Here is a 15,032-nt window from a genome sequence, read left to right as displayed (position 1 = left end):
GGCCTTCCGACACCAGTGCCAGGCCCTTCCGGCATAGCTTTTCCGGCGCCTGGCCGGCGATCGACTCGCTGTTGAAGGCAAGCGTGCCCCCGGTCGGCGCCATGGCCCGGAAATTGATTTCAGAAGCGTGGATTTGCCGGCGCCGCGATCTGGCCTCGTCGTTCCCGGCAAGCAGCAGCTGACGATCAATCTCCTCGCGTGGTATCGACATCTCACGGCGGCCAGATATCGCTGCCCTGATATCAAGTGTGTAGACCGGACGCCGCTGCGGAATGCCAAAGGATAGTGCTCTTTGACAATCTTCCCCTTCACTGAAGCCACCCCGATCCAGTTCCAGCAGCCCCTGCCGAGGACCTCGGACGTCGTGATCATCGGCGGCGGGGTCATTGGCGTGACCACGGCACTGTTCCTGGCGCGGCGGAACGTCTCGGTGACGCTGCTGGAAAAGGGACGCATCGCCGCCGAGCAATCCTCGCGCAACTGGGGCTGGATCCGGCAGCAGGGCCGCGATGCCGACGAACTGCCGATCGTCATCGAAGCGCAGCGCCTCTGGCGGCAACTGGCACAGGAATGTGGCGAGGACATAGGACTGAAGCAGACGGGCGTTACCTATCTTGCGCGAACAGACAAGGAGATGGCCGGCTTCGCGAAATTCCTGAAGATCGCCCAGGCTCATGGCGTCGACACGCGTCTCCTCGACCAGGGTGAGCTGGCAAGCCTGATCCCGGCCATGTCGCGACTGTTCAAAGGCGCAATGATCACTCCATCGGACATGCGGGCAGAACCTTGGGTCGCCGTGCCCGCGCTTGCTCGCCTGGCGGCCCGCGAAGGCGCGACGATCATCGAGAATTGCGCGGCACGTATGCTCGACATCTCCGCGGGACGCATCAGTGGCGTCTGGACCGAGAAAGGGCTCATCGCGGCCTCGAGCGTCCTCGTCGCCAGCGGCGCGTGGACGTCGCTGTTCCTGCGCGCCCACGGCATCTCGATTCCGCAGCTCAGCGTCAGGGCGACTGTCGCTGCGACAGCGCCGATGGCGGAAATCCACGCCGGTGCCGCCGCGGACGAACGCATCGCTTTCCGGCGCAGGCAGGATGGCGGGTACACGCTCGCATCGGGAGGCAGCAGCCAACTCTACATAGGGCCGGACGCATTTCGCCATGCAGGCAAATATGTCAGCGCCCTGATGGCCAATCCGTTCGGCACACGCTACCTGCCGGCCGCGCCGCGAGGCTACCCGGACGGCTGGTCGACCCCGCGCAGCTGGAACGCGGATGAAGAAAGCCCTTTCGAACGGATGCGCGTCCTCAATCCGGCTCCCGAGACGTCGGCGCTCCGCGCCATCGACGGCGGGTTCAGGGAGCTTTTCCCTCAGTTCACGACCGTACCGCTCAAGGCGAGCTGGGCGGGCATGATCGATGCGATGCCTGATGTCGTGCCCATCGTCGATCGCGCCGCTGCGTTCCCAGGCCTCGTTGTCGCGACCGGGATGAGCGGCCACGGCTTCGGCATAGGACCCGGAATGGGCCGCATCCTGTCCGATTTGATCCAGGGCAACGAGACCGGGCACAATCTCCACAGGTTCCGTCAATCCCGTTTCAGCGACGGCAGCCCGATCCGATTGGGACCATCGCTGTAAGTATTTCTGCCGCCCGCCAGCCCATCCGCTCTGGCCTTGAAGAACCGGACGAGGGCTCAGGTGCCGCATGCCCGGGCGTAGATCTCGATGCTTCGCTGGACGTGATCGATCGCGATCTCCTCGACGTCGCAGCCGCGGGCGGCCCAAGCGAGCGCCGAAGGCAGGTGCTGGAGAAACAGCGTCACCGGCACCTTGCGGCCCTTCAACGCGTCGAAGAGCCGGTCGCAGGCGGCACGGGCTTGCGGGGTCGCCCAATAATATCGGATGCGATCGGAATAGGAGTAGTGGCGCAGCGTCCGCTTGTCGGCATCGCTGCCATGATAGTGGCTTGCCCAGTTCTTGGGCGCGGCTTGCATCAGCTCTTCCATGGCCTGATAAAGCGGCCGCTGGCCATAGAAAGGCACCAGATCGGAAGCGATCAGGTCGAGCGCGTACAGCGCCTCGCGCAGTTTGAAGGTCAGCTCGGGGCCGACCTTGAGGATGGCGAAGCCATCTTCGACGAGTTCACGCAGCGGCCTCTCGCCCTGATAGTCCGTCGAATGCGCTTCGAAAATGAGCGACGGCAATGTGTTCAGAGTTGCCGCCAGATCGCTGGCCTTGGTCCGATCGTAAAAAATCACATTCTGGTTGCCGAACTCCACGCCCGGCTGCACGACAAGCCCGATGACGCGGGAAAACGCGCTTTCAAGCCCGGCGGCCTGGAATGCTTTGGCGTGAATGGCATGTGTCTGGCGAGCCGCCTCCGGACTGGTCGGGGTGATCGCATCCAAAGCGTGATCGGCGCCACCGGGAGGCGGCACCTCCGTCCCGATGATGTAGACCGGGCTTGCCCCGCCGCTCTGCGCGGCCGCCTGTTCCGCGACGCCCGCCATTCTGGCTGCGCGCTCGGCCACCGTATGGTCGTCTAGCGTCGCCGGTTCACCCGCGCAGCCCATCGATGCATCGAGATGGATCTTGCGGAAGCCGGCGCGGACATAAGCATCGACCATTGTCCCGGCCTGCGCCATCGCCTCCTCGGCGGGCCGGTCTTTCCAGGGATTGGGACCGAGATGATCCCCGCCAAGCACGATCAGCTCTGTCGGGCACTGCTCGACTGCCGCGAGCGCTTTCACCATCGCCGCGAAATCGGACGGCGTCATGCCCGTATAACCGCCCAGATGATTGACCTGGTTGCACGTCGCTTCGATCAGGACGGTGGTGCCGGTTTCCCGGCCGTGGCGCAGTGCAGCTTTGAGCACCAGGGGGTGCGCCGAGCACACCGAGGTTACCCCGATTTTCTTTCCTTCCCTGTGCAGGCCCGGCACATCTTCGATCGCCACACGCATCAGCTTCTTCTCGCCGTTCTTGCCATGAAATCTTCCAGTTCGGCCCGCGTGCCGGCTCCCTCCATGGGGCCGAGGCGTGTGACGTTGCGCGCCCCTGCCGCATTGGCGAATTCGAGCGAAGTCCGCAGCGGCATCCCCAACCGCCGGCATGCGACATAGGCTCCGCCGAAACAGTCGCCGGCGCCGGTGGGGTCCGTTTCCTCGACGATGAGGCCGGGACAATCGGCACTGGCGCCCGTGCTTTGACGGGCTGACGCGCCATGTTCGCCACGCTTCACGGCGATCTCCTTGACCCCTCGTTTGAACAGCGCCTCGATTGCGCGTTCCTCGCCATCCATGCCGGCGGCCAGGAACAATTCATTGCCCGACGGCAGCAGCAGGTCCGCTTTGTCCACCAGGCTCGCGAATTTCTCCTCGGTCTGGCCGTGCGCCAGCAATTCTTTGCGCAGGTTCGGATCGAGCGACATGGTGCCGCCGCGTGCCTTGATCAGCGGGATCGCGCGTTCGGTGATCGCCCAGGCCGCGGGGCTTGCGAACACCGTTCCCATGACGTGGATATGCCCGCAACGCGCGATCAGCGCCTCGACCTGCGGGGTCCATTCCAGTCGAGCGGCGGCGGATTTGGCGATGTTGTAGACGAAATCGCGGCTTCCGTCCGTGCGGTAGCGGACAAAGGCGCTGCCCGTCGGATAATCCGCGGAAACAGCGATGGCGGAAGTGTCTACGCCGTCTCGCTTCAGGCGCTCCATGTTGACCGCGCCGAAATCGTCGTCGCCCACCACGCCCACCATTGCCGCCGCTCCGCCCATACGCGCGCATTGATCGATGAAGATGGCGGGCGCGCCACTCGGAAAGGGGCCAATGAGGTCGATCGGTTCCCGGAAACCGGTGCCTGTCTGCCTCGCGACGATCTCTACCAGGATTTCTCCAATCGTCACGGTTGGCCCGAGCGAGTCCGGTGCAAGCGTTTGGGGGAGGTCGTTCATCAAGCGTCCAATCCTAGGTGTGGTGTCGTTTGCGGTTTCACGACGCCGAGGCGTCTGGACCGGAAACCGCGTCCTTGTTGAGCATCTGGTTGTCGAGCGACATGAAGCGCTGATGCATCATGCAAGCGGCTCCGAAGGCAGCTCCATAGATGGCGCTCTCGTTGAAAACGATCTCGGGGATAGGAAAGGTCGCGGCCTGGAGCTCGCGGATATGCGCGTCGACCCGTGCGGCGACCAATGGATACAATTCCGCGACGGACCCGCCCAGCACGATGCGGTTCGGGTCGATCAGCCGCGAGATCTGCACGACTGCAAATGCGAACAAGACAGCCCATTCTTCGGCGAGCTGCACCGCTTGAGGAACACGATCGCGGACGTCACGCAGGAACAAGTCCAAGTCGGCGTCCGGCCTGTACTGGCGATAGGATGACAGGATGCGGTCGCGCCCGAAGGCCTGCTCCAGATTCCGGTATGTCGGGTTCCGTGTCTTGAGGTGGCCGACTTCTCCGGCCAGGCCATTGCCGCCGCGGAACAACTTGCCGTCGATGACAATTCCGCCACCGACACCGTTCTCGATGACCATGAAGAAGGTGACGCCGCTCGCCGCTTCCGGCTGGCTGTATGTGATGCCGATGCCGAATGCGTTGCCGTCATTTTCCGCGGATACCGGGATCTCGGCCGGAAGAAGGCTGCGGGCAAGGCCTGTGAGATCGACATTGCGCCACCCCAGGATCGGTGCGACGTGGATGAAACCGTCCTGGTTCATTTGTCCGGGCACCGCGATGCCGATGCCCTGACATCGCGCCAGGCTATCCTTCCGCATCTCGAGAAACACCTGTTCGATCGCCATGTGGACCGCGGCCTCCGGATCGCTGTCGTGTCCTTCGAAGCGCGTCATGGCGCTGCGAACGATCTTGCCCGCGAGATCGATCTCGACGCATGTCATATGTTCGACACCGATCTCTATGCCGGCGAAGAAAACGGCTTCAGGCACGATTTCCACGAGGATACCCGGTCTTCCGGCCCTGGGCTGGCCCGCCGGATTCGCGACATCGTTCTCCGCTACTTCGCGAACGAGTCCGGCCTCGACCAACTCCAGGACGATATTGCCGGCGGACGAGCGGTTGACCCCCATATGCCTGGCGAGATCGGCCCGGCTCAAAGGGCCGAAGCGGTGGAGCGCGTTCAGCGTCGCTACCGAATTGCTCTGGCGGATCCTGCGAGGCGAGCTGCTGGCGAAGGTTACATGGTTCATGGCGGACTCCGCATGTTCGTTCCCAGCCTATACTTCACCCGAGCTTGTTTTTCCTCCGGCAACGCAAAGTCCTCAAAGAATGAACCGCCTGATGTCGGAAGCAAGCAATTCCCGCTGCGCCGGACGCGAAGGAGAATGCCGCGAGCGAGCGGCATCCTCCTGTTGGAGCGTCAATTGCCGACAAGCACCTTGTCGACATTCTCGGAGGTCACCGCCAGCCACGGCACGTAGTAATGCTGGTCCTTGCCGTCGTTCCAGGCGAGCTTGCCGCCGTTTACGTCCCAGACAGCCGCGCGCGGCTTGTAGCTGTCGCCGACGATCTTGTGCAGCGCGAGGTCGATCGCCCCTTGCGCCTGTCCGTTGGCATCCTGGAGGATGGACATCGACTGTTCGCCACGCTTGACGGCTTCAAGCGCGTCCTTGATGCCGTCCACGCCGGCGACCGGAACCGTCTTGGGATCCAGGCCGTGGTTGCGGATGCCCTCGATGGCGCCGACGGCCATCTCGTCGTTTTCGGCCAGGACGCCCTGGATCGCATCGCCATGCGAGGTCAGGAAATTCTCCATCAGCGTGATGGCCTCGGCGCGTGACCAGTTGGCGGTGTTCTGCTCCAGGATGGTCACTCCGGGATTTTCCTTCAGCACCTTCTGGATCCCTTCAAGCCGCTGTACCTGGGCCGACTGGCCCAGCATCCCTTCCAGGATCACGACCTTGGCCTGCGGGCCGGCCTTGTCGATCACCGCCTTGGCCAGCATTTCGCCGGCCTCGACATCGTTGGAATTGATGTAGGCGTCGTAGAGCGCGGTGTTGGAAACCATCGTGTTGGAGCCGAACACCGGGATGCCGGCTGCCTTCGCGCGCTCGATCGGTTCATTGCCGGCGTCGATGTCGACCGGGATGAAGATGATCGCGTCGTATTTTTCGGTGATGGCTGTGTCGAACAGGTTCGACTGCGTCAGCACGTCCTGGCGACCGTCGAGAACTGTCAGCGCGGCGGTACCGTCCGCAAGCGCGGGGTGCGCCTTGGCGGCATCGGCCCACAGAACATTGTACTCGGTGTTGAGGCTCTGGACGATCGCCGCGATCTTCAACGTCTTGGCGTCGGCCGAACTCCCCCCGAACACCATGCCTGCAAGGGCAAGGCCGGCCGCTGCTCCCATCAGGAAGCGTCTTGTCGTTTTCATGTGCATTTCCTCCATGTTGCGTGCGGCCGCGCCGCTTGCGCCTGTTACTCTCTCCCGGCTCGGGAGCGGTCGATCAGCACCGCGAGGACGATGATCGAACCCTTGATGATCTGCTGGTAGTATGAGGACACCCCCATCAGATCGAGACCGTTGCTGATCATGCCGATGATCAGCACGCCCACCAGCGTATAGCCGATGCGGCCGATACCTCCGGTGAGGCTTGTTCCGCCGATGACCACCGCCGCGATGGCATCGAGTTCGTAGCCGATGCCCGCCTGTGGCAGGGCGGACGTGGTGCGGGCCGTCAGCATGACACCCGCGAGACCGGCCAGCGCGCCCATGATGACGTAAACCGAAAAGATGATGCCGGTGGTGTTGATGCCGCTCGTCTTCGCGCTGCGCGGGTTTCCGCCCACCGCATAGACCCGTCTTCCGTAAATGGAGTAGCGCAGGACGATTGCCGCGACAGCGAAGACGACGGCGAAAATGATCACCGGTACCGGTATGCCGAGCACGAGACCCTGGCCGAGCCAGCGGAATTCGAGGCTGAGATTGGGAATCGGGCGGCCGCCGCTGTAAAGCAGCGTCGCGCCGCGCGCCACGCTCAGCATTCCGAGCGTGGCGACGAAGGCCGGCACCTTGAAGTAGGCGATCAGCCCGCCATTGACGGCGCCGCAAAGCGCGCCCACGGCGACGCCGGCCGCGACTGCTAGGAGCGGATTGAACGCATCCGCGCCGGTGACCAGGCTGGCCGCCACGGCGCCGGCCAGCGCCAGGAGCGAACCGATGGAGAGATCGATGCCGGCCGTCAGGATCACGAAGGTCATGCCGACAGCCAGCACACCGTTCATGGAGACCTGCCGCAGAACGTTCAGCAGATTGTTGGTGGACAGGAAGTTCGGCGACGCCAGCGACAACACGACGAACAGGAGGATAAACGAGATGACGATGCCATAACGGGCGATGAACTTTCCCAGGCTCATGCCGCTCATGCTTTGACTGGCGGATACCATTGGATTCTTCTCCACGAAATGGATCGTCTGGCTAGGAAGCCAGATGAACGAGGGTTTCCTGGGTGGCCTCGGGTCCGGCGACCTCGCCTGCGATGCGGCCCCGGCGAAAAACGACGATGCGATCCGCATTGGCGAGGATTTCGGGCACCTCGGACGAGATCATCAGCACGGCGTTTCCCGCCTTCACGAAATTGCCGAGGAAGGCATAGATCTCGCGCTTGGCGCCTTCGTCGACGCCGCGTGTCGGCTCGTCGCAGATCAGGATCCTGGGGTTGGTGTCGACACAGCGCGCAAGGACAACCTTCTGCTGGTTGCCGCCGCTCAGGGATTGGACGGGCAGGTCCGGCGACGCCGTCTTGATGGAGAAGCGCTTGATGTGCTCGACCACGCTCCTGCCTTCCGCCGATCCGTTCATGAAGCCCTTGCGCGCATAATGCGGCAGGTTGGCCACGGTGATGTTGTGGGCGACCGACGCGGTCAGTGACAGGCCCGTCTGCTTGCGGTCCTCCGTGACCAGCGAAATGCCGGCGCCGATGGAATCGGCGGGCGTCTTGAGATCGATGGGCTTGCCCTCGATCAGCACCTGGCCGGAATCCCGCGGCTCGTTTCCGTAGAGCGCATTCACGAACTCGCTGCGACCGGAGCCGAGAAGCCCGTATATGCCGACGATCTCTCCCGCATGAACGGTCATGTCGATGTCGGCGAACTTTCCCTTCGATGCAAAGCCGCGGGCTTCGAGCAAGGGTTTCTGCGGGCCGGTATCCTTCGGTTCGCGATGATGGTCCAACAGGTCGCGGCCGACGATCGACCGGATCAGGCCCTTGCGGTCGATTTCGGAAATCGATCCGCCGCCTACGAAACGGCCGTCGCGGAAGACCGTATAATCGTCGGCGATCTCGAAGATCTCGGTCAGGCGGTGCGAGACATAAATGATGCCTACGCCCTCCGCGGTCAGAGTGCGGATCGCGTCGAACAGCATCTGCGCCTCGCGCTCGCCAATGGCCGAGGTGGGTTCGTCCATGATCAGGATGTCGCTGCGGCGGCTGATTGCCTTGGTGATCTCGACGAGTTGGGCCTGCGCGATCTTTCGATCGCGCAACCGCGCACCAGCGGGGATGTTGAATTTCAACCGCGCCAGGATCGCCTCCGCGTCGCTTAGCATGCACTTGTCGTCGACGAAGAAGCGGCCGCGCCGCTGTTCGCGGCCGAGATAGAGGTTCTCGGCGACGGTCATGTCCAGGAACGGGCTGAGCTCCTGGGTGATGATGGCGATACCGGCATCGAGCGCCTCGGCGGGGGAGGAGAAATTCACCTCCCGGCCTTTCACCGTGACGGATCCGGCGTCGCGCCGCAGCATCCCCATCAACACGCCGAGGAAGGTGGACTTGCCGGCACCGTTGCCACCGCACAAGGCATTGACCGTCCCGGCGCGCAACCGAATCCGCCCGTCGACCAGGGCGGGAACGCCTGCAAAGCTCTTCGCGACATTTTCGGCGCTGAGGAGAAGCGGCGCGGTGGCGCCGTTCTCGTTGGTGATAGCTTCGTTCTGCGTCATCTTCCCGTCCTCCTCGGGATGAGATGGCGCGGGCGCTTGTCGGCCCGCAGCCCTTTCGTCTTCAGGCAGCCTTGTTGATCTCGGCCCGGCGCACGGCTTCTTCCCAACGGCTTTCGATGAAAGCCTTGGCATGCGCGGCGAGCGGATTGTTGTCGGTCCAGGTGTCGCGCCAGATGCCGCACACACGCGACAGGGCTTCATCGACGATGGCGCTGGAGAAGCTCTCGAAGGTGACGTCGCGATTGTGGAAGCCAATGTCCACCAGCGCGGAAAAGATGCTCGCGAAATCGATCGTACCGGTGCCGAGATAGCCGCGGTAGTTCTCGTTGAAGTGGAAATAACCGAGCTTGTCCCCAGCCAGACGGATCGCCTCGGCCTGGCTCGCCTCCTCGATGTTCATGTGGAACGTGTCGAGATGCAGGAAGACGTCGTCGCGGCCGGTGTCCTTGATGAACTTCAGGCCTTGCGCGGTCGTGTTCAAGAGGTTGGACTCGAAGCGGTTCACCACTTCCAGAACGATCTGCACGCCGCTATCCCTGGCCACCTCGGCTGTCGCGGCGATGGCGTCGGCGCTGTTCATCCAGCCGGTTCGCGTGGGCAGCCCGTCATACTTGCCGTGCATCGAATAGAGAATGCCGCCCAATCGGATGCCGCCGATGTCGCGGACCGCCTTGACCGCGTCGGACAAGAGCGCCTTTCCCTTGGTGACCACGGCCTTGTCCTCGCTCGAGACGTCCGCATCCGCCGACAGGCCCATCGTGACCACGATCTCGATGTCCAGTTCCTTGGCTTGCTTCGCCAGGCGGTCGAGGTCGAATTTCTCGGGCCGCAGATAAGCGAACTCGATCAGCCGGTAACCATGATCCGCCGACTTGGCGAGTGCCATTTCCAGGCCCTCCTGGGTCAGGCCGTTTGTCCAGACAAATGAATGGATACCAAGACGCCGCATTCAGATCCTCCGATAATCAGGTTTGCATGTTAAAGATACAAACTTGATCCTGAATGCCTAAAATTCAGCTTCGGCGCAAGAGGAATTCTGGCATTGGTCGGCGCGAGCCAATCATGCCGGATTAAAAAAATGCTGGAAAACAAATGGTTGAGAGGCATCATGGAGATGCGAGAAAATCTTCTCTGACCTATGCGAGAAACGGGATATGCAGCTTTTGACAACAAATATCCCGTCACTTGCGCAGACCGAGCGGCATGGACCGCTCGCTCGGCGAGACGCAAGGCGAATGCGGAACGAGCGGAACCCGGTCCAACGTTCGTTGGTTCCTGCCAAGGCATTCGCTTGGGACCAGCCGGCGGACGCCCGATCCTCCGGCTTGCCCAAGCGCGCACCCGGACGCGGCGACGCGCAAACCCTCAGCCGGGAAACAGGTCCAGGATCGACGACAGACGGTTGGCACTGAGATCGATGTCGCTGAGCGGGCCGCCGCTGGGGAGATAGCCAACCACGAACAGACCGGCGGCCCGTGCGGCCTTGGTGCCGGTGCGGCTGTCTTCCACAGCGACGACGGATCCCGGAGCTATGGCGAGCTGCCGGCAGGCCTCGCGATAGGGCGTTGGGTCGGGTTTGCCGACCGTAACGTCGTCGAGGCTGATTGTGAGGCTCATATGGTCGAGCACGCCGAGCGCATCCAGATTGGCATTGACGACTTGCCGGCCGGAATTTGACACGCAGACCTGCGGGACGCCGCGGTCAGCCAGGGTCCGGATCGTCTCGACCGCCTCGGGGATCGGGATGGCGTCCGCCCGGTTGGCGACGTAGTGGGCATTGATGGCGGCGAGCCACTCCGCCTGGTCAAGCCCGACTGGGAGGCGCGGACGCAGCATTGTCCAGACGTCGCCCATATGGATGCCGCGAAAGGCTTGGTCGGGCAGGTCGTCAAGATCGACGTTCCAGTTGCGGCAGCCGGCGAGGAGAGATTGATGATGCAACGGCTCGCTGTCGATCAGCGTTCCGTCGATGTCCCAGGCGACGGCGCGATACATCACGATGGCGATCCCGCTTTGGTCGCGCCAGGAGCCGATAGGCGTGTATAGAGATCGCGATAGCGGCGGTAACCGTCGCGGTAGATGTCGGCCTTTCGCGGGTCGGGATCGAGCCGGTCGGCGAAGCTGACGAAACCGGAAACGCCCGACCAGTCGTCGGTCAGGCCGGTGCCTATCGCCGCCGTCCAGGCAGCGCCGATGCAGGAGCCGGGGTGCCCGGTCAGGCGTTGGACCGGCTTTTGCAAGACATCCGCGACAATCTGCATCCAGACCTTGCTGCTTGAGCCGCCGTCGGAGGCGAGATAGCGCTCGGTCCGATGGCCCATGTCGTTGAGCACCTCGACATGATGCGCGATGGCAAAGGCATAGGCCTCGAGCAAAGCGCGCCAGACATGGCCGATATCGTGCGAAAGCGTCAGGCCGTCGATCACGCCGCGGGCCGCTGGATCATGGATCGGCGTCTTCTCGCCAAGGAAATAGGGCAGGATGATGAGGCCGTCGGCACCGGCGGGACGCTCTGCCGCCAGCGCATCGAGCCGCTGGTGTACGGAAATACCCTCGGCCTGTGCCGCGGCCATCTCGCCGCCGGCGAAATTGCGTACGAACCAGTTGAGGGCGGAGCCGCCTGTCGACATGCAGCCATTGGGCATGAACAGGCCCGGGACCAGGTGATAATCGAGATACATGCGCGGATCGGGCTTGATCTGATCGGTAGCGATCAGGATATCGACCGAGCCGCCGAATTTCAGGAGGACATCGCCCGGCTTGGCGACGCCGGCGCCAAGCGCGGAGGCGATCATGTCGGCTGCACCGCCGACGACCGGTGTTCCCGCCATCAGGCCTGTCTCATCGGCGGCCTTCGCCGAGACGGAGCCGAGGATCTCATGCGAGGCGATCTTTCGTGGCACGGCCGAGCGCGGTATGTGCGCGAGCGCCACCAGATCGTCGTCGATCCGGTGCGTCGAAACGTCGACGAAGCCGGCCTCCAGCGCCCAGTTCTGCTCGACCGCACGTTCGCCGGTGAGGCGCCAGTTGATATAATCGTAGGAGCCGAAAACGGTGGCGATGCGGCTGAACACCTCCGGCTCGTGACGCTCAATCCAGCGCAGCTTTGCGGTGACGAGCTGTTGGTTGATGCCGTTGCCGGCCTTGGCGATGAAAGCCGTCTCATCGCATTCGGTCCGCAGTTCGGCCACTTCGGCGCCACAGCGGCCGTCGCTCTGCTGGATGCTCGGCCGCAGCACTTCGCCCTTCTCGTTCAGAAGAACGACCGCCGGCAGCATGCCGGTGGTGCCGACCGCCACGATTTCCTCGGCCTTGATGCCGCTGGTCCTGAGCAACTCCTGCACGATGTCGCGGACATTGGTCCACCATTGCGCGGGATCTTCCTCGGCCCAGCCCGCATGCTCGGAATGCAGCGTGACGGGGCGCGAGGCGAGGCCCAGCACCTGATCGGGAAGCCGGATCAGGATGCCGATCGTCGAGGTGGTGCCGATATCGAGACCGAGAACGAACGCCATGTCGAATCCATTGAAATGCTGGGAAGGGCAGGCGGGCGAAACCTGTCTGCCTCGTTGTGTCGCACTGCTCGATACCAGTCGATCATTCCGGACGCCGGCCTGCAACGATCGATATGATCACCGCGAGCCGGCGCGATGGCCGGCATCGCCGTGGAAGCCGTCCTCAGCGCAAAGTGGCGACAACATCCATGAAGCGCTTGACCCGATCGCCGTCGACGGCGTTCCAGGTATTGCCACCGATCTTGAAATGGGTCCCGATCACGACGCCGCTCGCCAGCGAAAGGACGTCGCGGACATTGTCGATGTTCACGCCGGTGTTGGCGAAGACCGGCACGTCCTTGATCGTCTCGCAGACGCTGCGCAGGTGGGACTGGTCGGCCGGCTGGCCGGTGATCGGACCGGAGACGAGGATCGCGTCTGCCATCGACGAGAACACCGCGCTCTTGGCACGCAATTCAATCGGGCGCTGGTCGAGCGAGTGTGCGAACTCGGCATTGATGTTGAAGAGAAGCTTCATGTCGTCGCGACCAAGGTTGTGCCGCAGGCGCGAGGCGGCGGCGCAATCGGGCTCCCACAAGCCCATATCGGAAGCGAACAGGCCGGTGAAGATCTCGCGCACGAAACGGGCTCCGGTGGCAGCTCCGATCGCGACGCTGGCAGTCGGATCCCAGAGATAGTTGACGCCAAACGGCACTCTCAGCTCGGGCTTCACCGCCTGGACGATGGCAGTCATGGCGGCAATGCCCTCGGGCGGCGCCTTGAAGACATAGGGGCGGTCGTTCTCGTTGCCGAACATGATGGCATCGACGCCGCCGTTCTGCAGCTTGCGGATGTCGGAGAGTACGCCATCGATCAGCTTGTCGAGGCCGCCATCGGCATCATAGAGGGGCGTTCCCGGCAGGGCACCGATATGTGCCATCGAGATGACAGCCTTCTTCTTGTCGCCGAAAAATTCAAATACCATCGAGTCTTCTCCTTGGGGATAAAGTGAAAATGGCGCGCCTCAGTCGCGCGTCAGTGGCGGCGCGATGCGCAGGTCGACCTTGGCCGCGGCGAGCGCCGCGACGATCTTGGCCGGCGGCTCGGCATCGGTGATGAGGATGTCGAAGTCCGACAGTGGCGCTATCCGCACCAGCGACATGCGCAGGAATTTGGCGGAATCGCACAGGACGATCTTGGTGCCTGACCGCCTCAGATAGGCGCGCTTCATATCGGTATCATCGAAGGAATAATCGAAGAGGCCGTCCGCTGTGATACCGGAGACGCCGATCACGGCGACATCGAACCACAGCGCCTCGAACTGGGCGATGGCCGCAGGCCCGCCGGTCGACATCTCGTCGGCCCGTACGCGGCCGCCGGCAACATAGACTTCGGGCACACCGCCATTCAGCGCCGCCGCGATCCTGAGGCTGTTGGTGAACACCTTGGCGTGCGGAAGGTCCCTGAGGTGCTCGGCCATCAGATAGGTGGTGGTGCCGACATCCAAAGCGATCGTGCGGTATCCCGAAACCAGCGCGGCCGCGGCCGCGGCAATCGCGGCCTTCGGGTCGCGGCGCTGGCGCAAGCGCGAATCGAAACTCGGCTCTTCGCTGTCCATGGCGACCAGCGGCGGGTTGTCGGCCTCGATCGCGCCGCCATGGATTCGGACCAGCCTACCCTCGCGTTCCAGTTCGACGAGATCGCGGCGGATCGTCATGTCGGAAACGGCAAGTTCGGCCGCTGCCGCGGCGACGGTGAGCGACCCCGTCCGGCGCAGCAAAGCCAGGATGCGTGCCTGCCGGTCGTGCGCGAGAAGGCGCTGACGATCGGCGTCGCGCGGTGCGCCATGCGGCGATGTCTCAGGAAGGGTGGTGTCGTCTGCCATCGATGTATCCGGTGGGTAAGCCGCCGACGAAGCGGTCTGCTGATCTTCACACTACCGCATGATCAAACATTTTCAAACAAAAATATGTTTGCAGTGTTCGATTTTATTGGTATGCATCTCGATATCAACAAAATGCGTTCCGCCATCAAGCAGAGAGAATACGACCATGCCGGCTGTCTCCGTCACGCCTCCCGTGCTTGCCGAACTCGCGGGCAAGCGAGCCTTCGTGACGGGCGGTGGCGCGGGGATCGGCCGGGCGATCGCGACCGCCCTGACGCGGCAGGGCGTCGCCGTGGCGATCGGCGATCTGGATCCCAAGGCGGCACGTCAGGCGGCTGAGGAAATTGGTGGCGGTGCCGCCGCCGTCACGGTCGATGTCCGCCGCCGCGATTCCGTCGAGGCGGCCTTCTCCACCGTACTGGAAGCGCTTGGCGGCTGCGACATCCTGATCGCCAATGCCGGCGTGTCCACCATGCAGCACGCGCTCGATCTGACCGACGAAGAGTGGGACTTCAACTTTTCGGTCAATGCCCGCGGTGTATTCCTGGCAAATCAGATCGCTGGACGGCATTTTGTCAAGCAGGGCACGGGCTGCATCGTCAACACCGCCTCGCTTGCCGCGAAGGTCGGTGCGCCGCTCCTGGCGCATTATTCGGCATCCAAGTTCGCCGTGCTCGGCTGGACGCAGGCCTTTGC

At 63.3% G+C, this 15,032-nt stretch carries 13 protein-coding genes and 1 pseudogene; 2 read left to right on the top strand and 12 right to left on the bottom strand.

All coding sequences use genetic code 11. The features are described 5' to 3' along the window. Positions 1-211 (bottom strand): annotated as a pseudogene (locus ENZ74_RS05715) (hypothetical protein); the annotation flags it as partial. A gap of 81 nt (positions 212-292) precedes the next feature. Here ENZ74_RS05715 and ENZ74_RS05710 point away from each other — a divergent pair. Further along, on the top strand, positions 293-1,639 hold the full coding sequence (locus ENZ74_RS05710; protein WP_063170079.1) for an FAD-binding oxidoreductase: 1,347 nt from the start codon (positions 293-295) through the stop codon (positions 1,637-1,639). A gap of 56 nt (positions 1,640-1,695) precedes the next feature. Here the strand turns inward: ENZ74_RS05710 and ENZ74_RS05705 are convergent, their stop codons facing one another. The 11 genes from ENZ74_RS05705 to ENZ74_RS05655 all read right to left on the bottom strand — a co-directional run bounded on the left by ENZ74_RS05705 (position 1,696) and on the right by ENZ74_RS05655 (position 14,336). Further along, positions 1,696-2,964 (bottom strand): D-tagatose-bisphosphate aldolase, class II, non-catalytic subunit, encoded by a 1,269-nt coding sequence (locus ENZ74_RS05705; RefSeq protein ID WP_032898842.1) that lies wholly within the window; start codon positions 2,962-2,964, stop codon positions 1,696-1,698. Beyond that, on the bottom strand, positions 2,964-3,950 hold the full coding sequence (locus ENZ74_RS05700) for a sugar kinase (RefSeq protein ID WP_063170080.1): 987 nt from the start codon (positions 3,948-3,950) through the stop codon (positions 2,964-2,966). Before ENZ74_RS05700 ends, ENZ74_RS05705 begins: the two co-directional genes overlap by 1 nt. Before the next feature lie 37 nt (positions 3,951-3,987). Further along, positions 3,988-5,205, bottom strand: a complete 1,218-nt coding sequence (locus tag ENZ74_RS05695; protein ID WP_024502254.1) for an ROK family transcriptional regulator — start codon at positions 5,203-5,205, stop codon at positions 3,988-3,990. A gap of 170 nt (positions 5,206-5,375) precedes the next feature. Next, on the bottom strand, positions 5,376-6,389 hold the full coding sequence (locus ENZ74_RS05690; RefSeq protein ID WP_063170467.1) for a substrate-binding domain-containing protein: 1,014 nt from the start codon (positions 6,387-6,389) through the stop codon (positions 5,376-5,378). Between the two features lie 44 nt (positions 6,390-6,433). Further along, on the bottom strand, positions 6,434-7,402 hold the full coding sequence (locus tag ENZ74_RS05685; RefSeq protein WP_032898845.1) for an ABC transporter permease: 969 nt from the start codon (positions 7,400-7,402) through the stop codon (positions 6,434-6,436). A 31-nt stretch (positions 7,403-7,433) separates the two neighbouring features. Next, the gene (locus ENZ74_RS05680) at positions 7,434-8,957 is read right to left on the bottom strand and encodes a sugar ABC transporter ATP-binding protein (RefSeq protein ID WP_127312691.1); all 1,524 of its coding nucleotides are present in this window, start codon (positions 8,955-8,957) and stop codon (positions 7,434-7,436) included. Positions 8,958-9,018: 61 nt separating this feature from the next. Beyond that, the gene (locus ENZ74_RS05675) at positions 9,019-9,906 is read right to left on the bottom strand and encodes a sugar phosphate isomerase/epimerase family protein (protein ID WP_013530264.1); all 888 of its coding nucleotides are present in this window, start codon (positions 9,904-9,906) and stop codon (positions 9,019-9,021) included. Positions 9,907-10,322: 416 nt separating this feature from the next. Then, a complete protein-coding gene (locus ENZ74_RS05670; RefSeq protein WP_082826650.1) occupies positions 10,323-10,952 on the bottom strand; it encodes an HAD family phosphatase in 630 nt (209 codons plus the stop codon). Continuing rightward, positions 10,952-12,472: an FGGY-family carbohydrate kinase gene (locus ENZ74_RS05665; RefSeq protein ID WP_063170083.1), complete on the bottom strand. Its 1,521-nt coding sequence runs from the start codon at positions 12,470-12,472 to the stop codon at positions 10,952-10,954. The genes ENZ74_RS05670 and ENZ74_RS05665 overlap by 1 nt, the downstream gene beginning before the upstream one ends. Positions 12,473-12,635: 163 nt before the next feature. Next, complete coding sequence (locus ENZ74_RS05660; RefSeq protein WP_024502261.1) at positions 12,636-13,436, bottom strand: BtpA/SgcQ family protein; 801 nt, start codon at positions 13,434-13,436, stop codon at positions 12,636-12,638. Between the two features lie 39 nt (positions 13,437-13,475). Further along, positions 13,476-14,336 (bottom strand): DeoR/GlpR family DNA-binding transcription regulator, encoded by an 861-nt coding sequence (locus ENZ74_RS05655; RefSeq protein ID WP_063170084.1) that lies wholly within the window; start codon positions 14,334-14,336, stop codon positions 13,476-13,478. A gap of 166 nt (positions 14,337-14,502) precedes the next feature. Here ENZ74_RS05655 and ENZ74_RS05650 point away from each other — a divergent pair. Then, the coding region (locus tag ENZ74_RS05650; protein WP_164760955.1) for an SDR family oxidoreductase at positions 14,503-15,032 on the top strand (530 nt) is incomplete at its 3' end.

Source organism: Mesorhizobium sp. M7A.F.Ca.CA.002.15.2.1 (assembly GCF_003998715.1).
GTDB lineage: Bacteria > Pseudomonadota > Alphaproteobacteria > Rhizobiales > Rhizobiaceae > Mesorhizobium > Mesorhizobium ciceri.
Note: the sequence above shows the minus strand (reverse complement) of the source record. Positions and strands in the feature narration are given on the sequence as shown.

Excerpts from the sequence above, each read along its gene's own strand:
- ENZ74_RS05705 (WP_032898842.1), bottom strand. The coding sequence starts at position 2,964 with ATGCGTGTGGCGATCGAAGATGTGCCGGGCCTGCACAGGGAAGGAAAG.
- ENZ74_RS05700 (WP_063170080.1), bottom strand. The coding sequence starts at position 3,950 with ATGAACGACCTCCCCCAAACGCTTGCACCGGACTCGCTCGGGCCAACC.
- ENZ74_RS05695 (WP_024502254.1), bottom strand. The coding sequence starts at position 5,205 with ATGAACCATGTAACCTTCGCCAGCAGCTCGCCTCGCAGGATCCGCCAG.
- ENZ74_RS05690 (WP_063170467.1), bottom strand. The coding sequence starts at position 6,389 with ATGAAAACGACAAGACGCTTCCTGATGGGAGCAGCGGCCGGCCTTGCC.
- ENZ74_RS05685 (WP_032898845.1), bottom strand. The coding sequence starts at position 7,402 with ATGGTATCCGCCAGTCAAAGCATGAGCGGCATGAGCCTGGGAAAGTTC.
- ENZ74_RS05680 (WP_127312691.1), bottom strand. The coding sequence starts at position 8,957 with ATGACGCAGAACGAAGCTATCACCAACGAGAACGGCGCCACCGCGCCG.
- ENZ74_RS05675 (WP_013530264.1), bottom strand. The coding sequence starts at position 9,906 with ATGCGGCGTCTTGGTATCCATTCATTTGTCTGGACAAACGGCCTGACC.
- ENZ74_RS05670 (WP_082826650.1), bottom strand. The coding sequence starts at position 10,952 with ATGTATCGCGCCGTCGCCTGGGACATCGACGGAACGCTGATCGACAGC.
- ENZ74_RS05665 (WP_063170083.1), bottom strand. The coding sequence starts at position 12,472 with ATGGCGTTCGTTCTCGGTCTCGATATCGGCACCACCTCGACGATCGGC.
- ENZ74_RS05660 (WP_024502261.1), bottom strand. The coding sequence starts at position 13,436 with ATGGTATTTGAATTTTTCGGCGACAAGAAGAAGGCTGTCATCTCGATG.
- ENZ74_RS05655 (WP_063170084.1), bottom strand. The coding sequence starts at position 14,336 with ATGGCAGACGACACCACCCTTCCTGAGACATCGCCGCATGGCGCACCG.